Source organism: Streptomyces tatrensis (genome assembly GCF_049310065.1).
Lineage (GTDB): Bacteria > Actinomycetota > Actinomycetes > Streptomycetales > Streptomycetaceae > Streptomyces.
Genome location: NZ_JBMDLB010000002.1, coordinates 1 through 11,727 on the forward strand (window position 1 = coordinate 1; position 11,727 = coordinate 11,727).

Annotated in this window: 12 protein-coding genes; 7 read left to right on the forward strand and 5 right to left on the reverse strand. The window is 70.9% G+C overall.

Features of this window, described 5'->3' with window-relative positions:
* Positions 1-981 precede the first annotated feature (981 nt).
* Entirely contained in the window at positions 982-1,629 is a 648-nt protein-coding gene (locus ACODT5_RS00240; protein WP_422517087.1) for a helix-turn-helix domain-containing protein, read from the forward strand.
* Positions 1,626-2,114, forward strand: a complete 489-nt coding sequence (locus ACODT5_RS00245; RefSeq protein ID WP_422517088.1) for a hypothetical protein — start codon at positions 1,626-1,628, stop codon at positions 2,112-2,114. The genes ACODT5_RS00240 and ACODT5_RS00245 overlap by 4 nt, the downstream gene beginning before the upstream one ends.
* Positions 2,115-2,859: 745 nt before the next feature.
* On the opposite strand, the gene ACODT5_RS00250 is transcribed toward ACODT5_RS00245, so the two are convergent.
* Positions 2,860-3,645 (reverse strand): hypothetical protein, encoded by a 786-nt coding sequence (locus ACODT5_RS00250; RefSeq protein ID WP_422517089.1) that lies wholly within the window; start codon positions 3,643-3,645, stop codon positions 2,860-2,862.
* A gap of 256 nt (positions 3,646-3,901) precedes the next feature.
* Here ACODT5_RS00250 and ACODT5_RS00255 point away from each other — a divergent pair, with 256 nt between their 5' ends.
* Both ACODT5_RS00255 and ACODT5_RS00260 read left to right on the forward strand, forming a co-directional pair.
* The gene (locus ACODT5_RS00255; protein WP_422517090.1) at positions 3,902-4,198 is read left to right on the forward strand and encodes a hypothetical protein; all 297 of its coding nucleotides are present in this window, start codon (positions 3,902-3,904) and stop codon (positions 4,196-4,198) included.
* Positions 4,199-4,340: 142 nt separating this feature from the next.
* On the forward strand, positions 4,341-4,844 hold the full coding sequence (locus ACODT5_RS00260; protein WP_422517091.1) for a hypothetical protein: 504 nt from the start codon (positions 4,341-4,343) through the stop codon (positions 4,842-4,844).
* 122 nt (positions 4,845-4,966) lie between these two features.
* Here the strand turns inward: ACODT5_RS00260 and ACODT5_RS00265 are convergent, their stop codons facing one another.
* The 4 genes from ACODT5_RS00265 to tap all read right to left on the reverse strand — a co-directional run bounded on the left by ACODT5_RS00265 (position 4,967) and on the right by tap (position 8,486).
* Positions 4,967-5,227: a hypothetical protein gene (locus ACODT5_RS00265; RefSeq protein ID WP_422517092.1), complete on the reverse strand. Its 261-nt coding sequence runs from the start codon at positions 5,225-5,227 to the stop codon at positions 4,967-4,969.
* A complete protein-coding gene (locus ACODT5_RS00270; protein WP_422517155.1) occupies positions 5,224-5,529 on the reverse strand; it encodes a DUF6247 family protein in 306 nt (101 codons plus the stop codon). The genes ACODT5_RS00265 and ACODT5_RS00270 overlap by 4 nt, the downstream gene beginning before the upstream one ends.
* Positions 5,530-5,819: 290 nt before the next feature.
* On the reverse strand, positions 5,820-6,374 hold the full coding sequence (gene tpg / locus ACODT5_RS00275) for a telomere-protecting terminal protein Tpg (RefSeq protein ID WP_422517093.1): 555 nt from the start codon (positions 6,372-6,374) through the stop codon (positions 5,820-5,822).
* A 3-nt stretch (positions 6,375-6,377) separates the two neighbouring features.
* Positions 6,378-8,486, reverse strand: a complete 2,109-nt coding sequence (tap, locus tag ACODT5_RS00280) for a telomere-associated protein Tap (RefSeq protein ID WP_422517094.1) — start codon at positions 8,484-8,486, stop codon at positions 6,378-6,380.
* 252 nt (positions 8,487-8,738) lie between these two features.
* Between tap and ACODT5_RS00285 the strand changes: the two genes are divergently transcribed.
* The 3 genes from ACODT5_RS00285 (at position 8,739) to ACODT5_RS00295 (ending at position 11,601) form a co-directional block, all read left to right on the forward strand.
* The gene (locus ACODT5_RS00285; protein ID WP_422517095.1) at positions 8,739-9,041 is read left to right on the forward strand and encodes a hypothetical protein; all 303 of its coding nucleotides are present in this window, start codon (positions 8,739-8,741) and stop codon (positions 9,039-9,041) included.
* A gap of 96 nt (positions 9,042-9,137) precedes the next feature.
* Complete coding sequence (locus ACODT5_RS00290; protein ID WP_422517096.1) at positions 9,138-9,593, forward strand: hypothetical protein; 456 nt, start codon at positions 9,138-9,140, stop codon at positions 9,591-9,593.
* Positions 9,594-9,792: 199 nt separating this feature from the next.
* Positions 9,793-11,601, forward strand: a complete 1,809-nt coding sequence (locus tag ACODT5_RS00295) for a hypothetical protein (RefSeq protein ID WP_422517097.1) — start codon at positions 9,793-9,795, stop codon at positions 11,599-11,601.
* Positions 11,602-11,727: the final 126 nt, after the last annotated feature.

The following is an 11,727-nucleotide window of genomic DNA, read 5'->3' on the forward strand; positions in this document are numbered from 1 at the left end:
TGAGGTTACTGCCCACCACCCCAGCAACGGGAGTGACGGACCGTCGGCCCGATCGGGTGCCGGCCCCATTGCAGTGACGGGCTCCGCTGCGCTCCACCCGAACCCCTCCCCCATCCTCAAAACCGGCCGCTCGCGTCCATCAATGCCCCGCCAGCATACACGCAAATCCGCGACCGTGGGGCGGAATAGGTCCACGCATCACCCGAGTGAGCGAACGTGCAGCCAGCATGATGCATCAGGTAGTACGGGTGTGTAGCGTTTGGGTCATCACTGCACCACCCCTAACCCCTTCCTGAAACTCACCCGATGAATTCAGAACCACGTGGCCATGAATAGCTTAGCCACAGAACGGAAGCCCCAGTATGCGAGCGTCGAAATTCGACGTGCGGAGGTACCGGAGCCGAACGGCCCCCCGGGGCCGGGCGGCGGAACCACCCGCCGGCGCCAGCCACGCTTCCGAGTTTTTGATCGTCACAGCTGGCACCACCCGAGACTCAGAGCCGTTGCTGCCGTCCACGACCCGCACCGGGTCGCGGCGCCGCACGCGAAGCCGCGCGCGCCACGACGGGGTCCGTGCGGCGGGTTCTGATACTGCTGCTGAGGGGCGGATCCCACGGCGTGGCGGTACTTGATCACGGTGGGGAGATCCGGTATCACGCGCGCGCACGCTCTAGAGGTAAGAGCTGCACGTTTTCGCAGGTCACGGCGTTGGGCTTGGAGAGATATGTCAGCCCAGGACTGACATATCTCGGTCGGGATGTCAGGCGGTCCTGACCCATCAACATCGTTTCGTGGCAGTACTGCCACGGATCTACGCACGGTGCGTCAGCGGTGCCCTCGGAGTCGCCTCGGACCCGATGGTCAGTCCAGGGCTGACGTACGGGTGACTTTCGTGTTGGCACTGCTGCGTTTTGGTGGCACTACTGCCACGGATCTCCGCTATGGTGCTGACGTCACGACGATCAAGGAGGCAGCAACCCCATGAGCTCAGGGCCCCTGGACGGCAGCGCAGCGCCGAAGCTGCCCGATGCGCCGTCCCGTCGCCGGCGCCGCCCGAAGCCGCCGCCCACCGCGTACAACCGGTCCGTCGGCTCCACCCTTGAGCTGCCCGCCGGACATGCTGCCCAGGTCTTCCCCGTCGGCTCCAGCACGGGGTTCATCGGCGAGGCGTTCTCCATGGACAGCCTGGAGTTCATGCGCTGGGCCGCTGTCCGTTACGACGCCGACCGGTTCGTGCTCGTGGTGCTGTTCCACCTGATGGGCTCCCAGAAGCCCGGCGGGCTGATCGAGGCCACCCACGAGGATGTGTCCGCCGATCTCGGATACAGCCGGCCTCACATCAGCCGCGTCTTCAACGTCCTGGAGGCCGACGGGGCGCTGCGTAAGGTCCAGCGGGGCGTCTACCAGCTCAACCCGGCCGCCTCGCTGCGAGGAGGGCTCAGGGAGCCGCGCAAGGGCGAGAAGAAGCGCGCCAAGGCGGGTATGGGGGACAGGGTGGAGCAGTTGGACCTGCTGCGCGAGATCATGGAGGACCCGGACGCGCCCGACGCGTTCCGGGCGATGGCCGCTCCGGGCGCGAAGCTGGAAGTGCGCAAGGAGTCGGATGGGGAAGGGAAGGCCACGTCATGACGTCCGCTGCCGCAGAGGAATGGATGCCGCGCCGCAACGTGCTGTGGGGCAGCTTCAACGGTCTCGCGTACGTGCCGCGCCTGCCTCCTACCGCCTACACGCTGCTGCTGCACATGATGAGCGAGCAGGAGCCGGGCGGCCTGGTCGTCGCCACCCACGACGAATTGGCCGCCGGCCTCGCGATGGAGCGCGGCGTGATCAGCCGGGCCATGCAGCACCTGGTCGCCGCCCGGCTCGTCACCGTGGTCCGCCGCGGACGCTTCCAGCTCCACCCGATGATCGCCGCCTTCAACGACCCCCGCGAGCAGCAGCGCGCCGTCAAGGCCCTGCCCCGGGACATGCGCCTGGACGTCGGCGACTTCGAGGACGAGTACGAACGCCGCTTCCAGCTCCACCTGGACGAGAAAGCCCGCAAGGCCGAAGCCAGAGCCAAGGGGAACGTCACCCCCATCACCAAGCCGACCCGCCTCAAGCGCGTCCGCTGACCACCGCCGGGCCTCGGCACCACGGCGCTACACCCTCGGGTGTGGCGCCGTACTCATGTCCACGGGCCCGCCCGCGCTTCTTGGGGGCGAGCACGGAGCCGGTGTCGGTATCACCAGGGGAACCGTCTTGTTCTGGTTCTCCAGGACACGCGCTGAGTGGCCCGGCGAGTGCGTACATCGTTCCCCTGGAGGGGAAAGCCCCAGGTGGAAGGGACAGCGAGCAGCACGGACGTCGCGTTGTATGCAGCAGCCGCGCATAGATCTCGCGCATAACATCGCAGATCTGCGATCCACGGTTCCGCCGTCGTGGAGCAGCAGGGCAACCTGCTGCCATCTGGGGCTTGCAGCAAGAGTCTCGGGCAGCGGGCAGCAGCTGGCCGTGCTGCACCGGCCGGGGCCGGTCCTGCTACCCGTGCAGCAGGACCGGAGCAGCAGTCGGCAGCGGGCGGTGCAGCTCCGGTCTGCTGCACCGGCCGGGGCTGGCCTGCTGCCCGAGCAGCAGCCTTGTCCCGCCTGGCCCATGCAAATGCTGCGCTGCACCCAGGAGACCGTGCTGCTGCCCTCCCACCACCACCGTGCTGCACCACCGTGCTGCATCCGATGTCACTGGTGCTGCTGCCCTTCGACAACCACCACCAGGAGCAGCACGTGGACCCTGCTGCAGGCCCTTGCCTCACAGGCTCACACCTTCACAGCACAGTCGCCCACCAGGGGAAACGGGGTGTGTGGCTCATAGGAGCAGCGGTCACAGGACGGTGCCGTGCAGGGCGCGGCGGTCGCCGGACATCGCGTAGCGGCGGGCGGCGAGACCGTGTTCGAGGGGTTTGCCGATCTGCTCGCACAGCAGCGCCAGGACGTCGGCGGCCTCGATGTCGGAGAGGTAGGCCGGCGCGACTTCGAGCATCAGCTCGCCGATCGCGTGGCTGCTGGCTGCGAGGTCGTCGACGACGCGGCGCAGCTCGGCGACGGTCGGGTCCGCCGGCGGTTCGGCGGGCGGCGAGGGTGGCGCGGTGCGGATGTCGCGGACGGCCTGGCGGACCACAGCGCGCACCGTGGCCTGATCAAGGGCGTGGAGGCCGCTGTGGGCGAGCGTGGCGAGGCGGTGGGTGATCAGCTCCGCGACGGCGTCCGTACGGCCGGAGACGGCGATCAGGGCGCGTTGGGACAGGCCGTAGTCGAGCGCGGCTGCGGCGGCCGGGCCGGTGTCTCGCGTGCGAGACGGATCGGCGTGGGCCGCGACGGCGCCGTGGATCGCGTTGAGAGCGCGGGCGACGTCGAGGAGTCGGTACGCCTGGGCGCGGCTGATCCCGAACTCCGCGGCGCAGTACGACTCCCAGCTGCTGTGCCCGAGTGGGAGCCAGATCCGGGCGGCGTGCGCGTCGCGGACCCGGGCGGCGAGGACCGCCACGGAGCGCCGGACGTCGTCCATCGCCTTGCGCAGCCCGGCCGTCATCTCCCGGGCGCGAGCCGCGGTGAGCGGCGGCCGCGCCGGTTCGGCGCCGTGCTCCTGGTCCTCGTTGTGCTCGCCCACGACTCCATCGTCCTCCGCGCCGGCGGGCACCACCAGGGCGCGAGGAAGTGCGGCCGCGAGCCCCCGCCTCACAGACTCACAGGCTCACAGATCACCCCGTCTACCTGGGAAAACGGGGTGTGAGGCATATAGACCTCACAGCTGACACCCGGATTGGCGACAACGGATGTTGTCGCCTTATGGCGGGGTGGGCGGGTCTGGCAGGCTGATCTGCGACGGCGGGCGCGTGTCCTGCCGCACGACGCAGGGGGGCCGGGTGGCTGGGATCGAGCGGGAGCCGGCGGAGGTGCGGATACCCAAGGCCGCGATGGACGCCTTCGCCGCGGCACTGAGCGTGTGCACGGTGGCGATGCGGAAGTGGCCCGACGGCATCGAGTGGATGTACCCGCTGGGCACCTGGGACGACCCGCACCTGGAGGTGGCCCTCATGCCCGGCGGCGAGGAAGTGTGGCTGCGGATGTCCACCGACCGCTCCAGCGCGGCCGTGTGGACCATCGAGCAGTGGTGGGACTTCGCCGGGGAGCTGCCCGGCGCGACGCCGCCGCCAGCCTGAGACGCGAGGCCCACGCGGGTTCGGCCGGCGCACGGACGGCGTAAGTCGGCGTGGCTCCGGCGGGCCCGGGTCGTTGAGCATCAGGCCGCCCTGCGGGCCCTGTGGCGGGTGCTGGCCGCCGGAGCGACGCGAACGAGGACCGATGCCGAAGAAGCCCCACGACCCGACGTACGGCCACGACGCGGAGACGAACACGGTCCGGGTCGATCAGCACGACCTGGCGCGGCTGCTGCTGATGTTCCGCAAGCTGATGCGCGAGCAGCCACCCGGCAAGTGGAAGCACATGAACGACTACGACCTGTCCTTCGAGCGCCTCGCGGACGCGGTCGACGCCAGCTCGGAGCTCCGGTACGGCAAGCGCTGGACGGGGCCTGATGTGCGGATGCGCTGCACCACGACCGAGGCGGTGTACGTCTGGCCGAAGGGCGCCCCGTACGACGGGGAGGCGACGTTCACCTGGCTGGTGCCGGGCTACGGCTCGCACGCCACCAAGGACGAATCCTTCCGGGGCGTCACGCACACGGCGCTGTGCGGGTTCAGCTGGGCGAAGGACGACCGGCCGCGCCGGGTTGAGGGTCTGCCGGAGTGCCCGGAGTGCCGGCGCGAGGTGCAGCTCGGGGCCGACCGCCCCCGCGGCGCCTGGTGACAACTGCGCGCGGATACGCGTTGCCGCCAGGGTGGCTACTGGTGGATACGGGCGTGGCTACGATCGGAAACGGCCTGACCCCGGCAGTTGCGATGCCGGGGTCAGGCCGTTGTCACGGGTGGCTACCCGAGCCAGACGATGTTCAGGACCGTCAGGCTGTGCAGGGGCCGGTTGATCCAGAAGGTGACGGAGAGCTGGCCGACGGCCGCGTAGCGGACGTCCTCGCCCTCCTCGTCGTCGGTGTCGAACTGGCGGAAGCCCCACGGGTCTGCGGCGGCCGCAGCGAGGATGTCCCACACGGTGTCCACCGCGTGCTCGGGCAGCGCGTCGAGGACCTTGGCGGCCGAGGCGGAGACGCGGACCGCGTACGGCGACGGGTTCACCCGCGACGGCGGCGGAGCTCCGCCAGGTCGACGGCGTCGCTGTCGTCGTAGCCGGAGGCGACGAACGCGTCGACGGCCGGGGCGTGCGCAATGCGGCCCTGCCAGTCCTGGACGACCTCGTAGAGCCCGGCCAGGGAGAAGGTGCGCCGGGATTCCTCGAGGGCGGCGGCCCACTCTCGCTCGAAGGCCGGCACCCACTTCTCCGCGCGCCGGTCGGCACGGAGTTGGGCGAGGAGTTCGGCCGGCGCCCCGGGTGCGGGGGCATACGGCGTGACGGGTGCGTGGTCGGGCTGCGCGCTCATCTGGTCCTCCCGGCGGGTCGTCACCTCACCGTACGCGCGCCGGATCGCGGTGGATGCGGTCATGAGCAGATCCCTCCTACGGGGTGAGCGGCGGCACGAGGGCCGGGCCCCGGCAGTTGCGATGCCGGGGCCCGGCCCGTGGTGTACCGACCGGGGTCAGGCGGCGGGGCTGAGGGCCCGGGTGTAGCGGCGGCCGGTGGCCAGGCGTACGGCCTCGTCGTCCACAGCGGTCAGCGAGCTCTTGTAGCGCTGATGGGCGGGAATTGCGTGGTCATGCTTTCCGCTCCGATTCAGTATTCGAGATCGAGGTAGTCGATGTCATTGATGGCGACGTCCGACAGTCCCATAGCGCGGCCGCCATTGTCCTGGAAATAGACTTCCTTAAACCCTTCGGCGATGATCCCACGCATCTCCTGGTCGCTGGCCCCGGTCTCGCGAGCGTCGAACAGGCGCTGCGCGTACGTCGCGGGCAGCTTGACGGTGAGGCGGCGGAAGCGGCCGTCGTCCGTCGATCCTTCCGAGGAGTGGTAGCCGAAGCGGGCCCGGGTCTCCACCTTGATGCCTGTGGCGGCAGCCTTCTTGTGCCGGCGCTTGCGCACCTGGGGCTGCCAGCGGGAGCGGACGGCGTCGTCGATTTTCGAGGCGATGTCCTTGGGCGGGTTCTTGCGGGCGCCGCGCCGGTAGCGGTTGACGGAGTCGGCGGTGATGCCGAGCTCCGCCGCCACCGCCTTCGTGGTCCCCAGCTGCTTGAGCAGGTAGTTGATGCGGCCCTGGAGGGTCTTGGGCGGCTCGCGGGTGAAGCCCTCCCGGTCGGCCCGCTCGATGGCGTCCTGAATCTCCCCCACCGGTTACTCCCCTTCGTCCAGGACGGCGTCGCCGCCCTTGATGTGGCGGGCCGGGTTGAGGCCCTTCTCCATGAGGTCGACCGCCCACGCCATCTCCTGGACGCCCTCCAGCTTCGCCAGGCCCGGCGTGGGCCCGAGGCGGAAGGCGCCGGGCTGCGGCTTGCCGCTGGCGGCGTACGGGAGGAAGTCGAGGGGGCTGGCGCTGGGGGCCGGGTAGACGACGCAGTCGGACAGCACGGCCAGCGGGTACAGGCCGGTCATCCTCGCCATGTTCGCCAGCTTGCGGTGCATGTTGATGCGGGCCTTGCTGATGACGGCGGCGCGGATGTCCGGGCGCCAGGTCGGCCGCATCATGGCCGGCCACGGCTCGCCGTCCTTGTGGCCCTTGCCCTGCGGGTTCTCGAACAGCTTCCCGATGCCGCCCTTGATGGTGCCCTTCACCGCGGCGAGTACGGCGGTGAGCACCGGGTCGACCTGCTTGTGCTGCTCCATTGCCGCCAGGAACTGGGCGTCGGTGAGGTCCTTGGTGACGCCCATGTCGGCGAGGGTGTCGACGTAGGCGTCCTTGAGCCGGTCGTGCCACGGGTCGAGGTACGCGCCGGTCTCGCGGCGCAGGTACGCCTCCAGGATCTCGACGTTGTAGCCGAGCTCCTGGGCGTAGGCGACGGTGTGCGTCTGGTACCAGGCCGGGCCGGTCGGGTGGGTGCCGTCCGGGGTGAACGGCGAGGGCAGGCGCGGGTCGATCTCGACATGGGACAGGTCGACCAGCCAGGACCCGGGGATCTTCGGGTTGAAGGTCGGGCCGACGAAGTGGTCCGGGGCCGACAAACCGACCGTGAGCCGGGCGGCGGCCGCGAGGAAGGCGGTGTTCAGGTCGAGGCCCACCGCGTAGGGGAGGAGGCACTCCTCGTCGGTGAGGGTTTCCACCGACCGCACCCACTGGAACGCCTCCTCCCGGAGGAAGCCGCCCTTCCAGCCGATGTTGAAGACGGCGGGGTGCTCGATCTGGCCCTCCGGCGGGGCGGGGTCCATCGGCTCCGTGCCGAGGCTGCCGGGGTTGTGGCCGGACACCCAGTTGCCGGTCTCCTCGTCGCGCACCGGGCGGGTCGGCGGGCGCAGCGCGGTCATCAGCTCCAGGCCGGAGACGGCGGTGCTGCCGCGCGGGGTACTGACCCGCTGGGCGTAGAGGCCGAGGACCTGGGCGATGTCGGCCGGCTCCATGTCCGCGACGCCGGGCCAGGAGCGGGTGTCGAGCGCGTCCCAGGGCAGGATGGCGAGCTGCACGCACTGGCGCTGGGCGCCGGTGGCCGCGCGATAGATGCGGGCCCACGGGCCGAAACCGCGCTGGGTGAGCTGCCACTTCGCCTTGATGACCTGCTTGACGACCGGGTGGTCCTCCTCCAGGCGCAGCCCGCGGCGGTCCTCCAGGCGCTCGGGCAGCCCGAGCTTCACGGCGGCGGCGGCGGTGAGGACGATCAGGGGGTCGGCGTCCTTGCCGTTGCGGTGCAGCTTCGGCGCGCCGAGGCCGGCCTCGCGCAGCGTCCACTCGACCAGCTCCACGACCGTGGTCGCCGGGCAGTCGAGCACGATGCCGCCCACGCCGTACGCGGAGCCGTCGCCATCGAGGACGGCGAGCGGACCGTTCGGGAACCGCGGGTCCAGCGCGGGCGCGGCTGCCTTCTTCGCGGCCGGTCGGCGCGAGGTGGTCGCGGGGCGGGCGGCCGGGCGCTCCGGGGCTGCCGGGGCGGCGGGCGCCTCCACCGGCGCGGCGGTCTTCGCCTCCGGCTCGGTGGGGGCGGGACCGGTGAACGTCTCCGGCACCGCCACCGGCTGCGGCGCGGCGGCCGGAGCGGCGACGGCGTGCGCGGGGTACTTCGCGGCCCACCCGTTCAGCAGTCGCTGGTACGCCTCCAGGCGCGGCGACTTCGGCTCGGAGCGGCCGTTCTCGTAGTTCTTCACCGTCTGCACGGTCGACTTCAACGCGGTCGCGAGGCGGGCCTGGGTGATGCCGGCGGCCTCACGCAGCCGGGCGCGCTCCGCCGGGGGCGGGAGCTGCGGCTCTTCCTCCAGCAGCGCGTCGATGTTCGCGAACAGCTCTTCCTCGGATGCCATGTGGATCTCCTTTCGTGCCCCCACCCTAGCACTGTTTACCCTAGCGTTTAACCCATTTTTTTAACCCATCCGGATTCTTTGGCGGGTGGAAAATGGACGGTTCGAAGGGGTGCCGGAGTCCCTGGCTCACACCTGACAGGCTCATCGCGCACCCCCTCCACCTGCGGAAACGCCGTGTGAGACTTATAGATGGCGGGTCGAGTTGCCGAGAGACCGCCCCGTCGGCCGGGCGCGCTCGCTACGGTGGCGACCATGGCGGATCAGAGCGAGGCACAGACGTGGTCGACACGGGCGCGGCTGGGCGCTGTCGAGCTCCCGCCGGGCGCACCGGCCGGGACGGTGCGGATGGTCACCGGCACCCGGGCCCGGCAGGTGAACGACCAGGAGGCCTGCGACTTCGGGATCTCCACCGACCGGGCCTGCCTGGAGATCGAGCAGATCTTCTACGACGCCGACGATGACGTCCTGCGGCACACGATCACCGTCGACTACAGCGGCCAGCCGCACGTCACCCGGCACGTGCCCGCGCCCGAGGAGCTCGCGCGCCGCGAGTAGCCGGCCCCGCCCTCCTGGCCCTTCCTGCCGATCGGCGAATCCGGCGGCACGCGGCCGGTACGGTGCCGGGTGAGACGTAGACAGCAGGGGGACAGCGTGGCGAAGATCAACCGTGGCGACGTGCTGGGCTTCGGGGTGCCGGTCGCGCTCTTCCTGCCCGGGGTCGCCTACCTCGGGATCACCAACGGCCACCAGTTCATCGCCAACGACTTCTTCGCCCTCATGTACTGCCTGGCCAGCGTCGGCTTCGCGGCGGTCCCGCTGCTCGCGTGGCGCCGGGGCGGCGGCCGGTACGCCGACCCGGGCTTCGTACGCTCCGCGTGGTTCCCGTGGCTGTTCACCACCATGCAGGGCGTCGCCTACAGCTCCCCGCGCAGCGACGCGAACGTCTTCATGCTGATCTTCGGATGGGGGATGTTCATCTACGCCGGGATGGTCGGCCTGTACTTCCTCGGACGCGCCCTGTGGTCCACCGAGGACGACCAGGCCGTGCCCGTCCCCGGCGAGGACACCGCGCAGCCGGAGCTCCGCGAGACGGACACCGCCATCTGAACCGCGCCGCCGCACTGGTTTGGAGACTGCGGGCTTTCATCGGGGCCGGCCGCGGCCCACGGGATCGCCCTGCACCGCGAACGAGTAGCCGAGTTGACTTCGTGGATCCTGCCCGCTCAGACCCGGGCGCGCCGTACGGTCGTTTCACGGATGGCGACCGGGCAATGACGCCGGGTCAGGTGTGGGAGGGGATCCGAGGATGGTCAACGCCCGTACGTACCCGCTGTGGCGGAATCTCGCGATGAGCCAGGACCTTCCCAAGGAGGCCCTCAAGACGGTGATCGAGGCCCTGAGCACTCCGGCGATGGGTCCGGACGGCTTCGACGCCCGGGGCGACCAGTGGCGGGAGGAAGCCCTCAAGGCGGCGCTGCCCGCGCTGCTGGCCCGGACCTCCGCCAAGCGGCTGCGCGGCCGACTCCTGGTCCACGGTGACGAGAAGCTGCTCGCCGCCCTGGCCGTCGAGGGCACGGTGACCGCCGACGACGTGCCCGCCATCCTGCGACACCGCCGCCTGTGGCCTGGCCTGGTCGCTGGCCTGGCCCGACACCCCGGGCAGGTCGAGGCCGCGATCGGGCTCCTGCCACGCCTCGCCGACCACGAGGTGGAGCGGGTCGTGGCGGACTGGGACCCCGACCGGTACACCCGCAAGGAAGGCACCGTGCCGCCCCCGCCGGTGCCGCAGGCCCTGTTCGACGCCGTCCTCGAGGCGTCCCTCACCCCGCTGGCCGCGTACCTGCTCCACCCGGAACCCGAAGAGGGCTGGGAGGCCATGTCCTCGTACGGGAAGGACTGGTCGATGGAAATGGGAGGCCGCAGCGCCTGGGCGATGCTCGCCCGGTGCCCCGAACGGTGGGCGCAGCTGGTCACGCATCCCACGCTCGGGGCGGCCGTCCAGCACCTGCTCCTGGACCAGGCCGAGATCCAGGCCGCGGAAGACGCCCGCACCCGCGCCGCCGGCTACCTGCCCGGCGAGGACCCCGAAGAAGAACTCCCCGCCGCCGATCCGGCCCCCGCGCTCAGCGAGGAGCTGCTGCTGGCCTGCCTGCCGGCGCTGTGCCTGCCCGAGCTGGCCGACCTGCCCAATCCGAAGGTGACCGCCCGCAGGACCCTGCACCACATCGCCCGCCGCGTGGACACCAATCCGCGCCTGGCCCACCTCGCCGCCGAGCAGCTGGCCGAGGCCGCCGACAAGGCGGTGGTCCGCGGCCAGCTGCTGACCCTGCCCGAGAAGAAGGACACGGACTACGAGTTCGAGGGGCGGGTGCGGGACCTCGCCGAGGACCTGGCCCTCCTCAGCACCAACCCCGACCACCTCGCGGGCGCCTGCGCCCAGCTCGCCACCCTGGACCAGCCGGCCGTCGTCTCCCACCCACCGAGCCGGACCCTGATCCGCGTCTACGACGGCAACCTCCCCGCCGACCACGACCACCCGGCCCGGCTGCTGGAACGCCACAACGAGCAACGCCGTGCCGAGATCCTGGCCGCGCTCGCCGCCAACCCGCACACCCCGCACGCCGCCGTCACCGACACCCTGAACATGCTGCACCCCGCCGAACTGGCCTGGATCGCCGAGAAGATCGAAGGCCCGGCCTGGCTCGTGGAGGCGGCGGCCGCCGTCCCGGCCCCCGAGGACGAAGACGACGGCGTACTGCGGCTGCTGGGCGACGACGAACTGGACAAGCACCCCGATCCCGCAGCCGTCCTGCAGTCCTGGCTCGACTCCCCCGCCACCGACGACATCCTCGCCCGCTCCGAGGTCTACCGGGCCCTGCTCAAGTCCCGGCACCACACGCTGGAGCACCTGCGCCAGATCCCCGCCGACGAGATCCTCTCCCGCAACGAACCCGCGGTCGCGCTGACGATCCTGCTGGAGCACTGCGGCCGCAGCACCGGCCGGTGGGAGGCGCTGGCTGCTGGCATGACCTTCGAGTACGGCGACCCCAAGATGACCTTCGGTGAACTCCTGGACTCCCTGGACGGCGCACCCGCCACCACGCAGAGCCCCTGACCCCGCACGAACTCCTCGCCCAGTGCAGGCCCCGTACGGCCGCCCCCAGAAGCGGCACCGGCCCCCCGGGCCGAGCTCGTTGTTTCCCGCGTGAAACCACGAACCCACGCGCCGTCCGGACAGGCC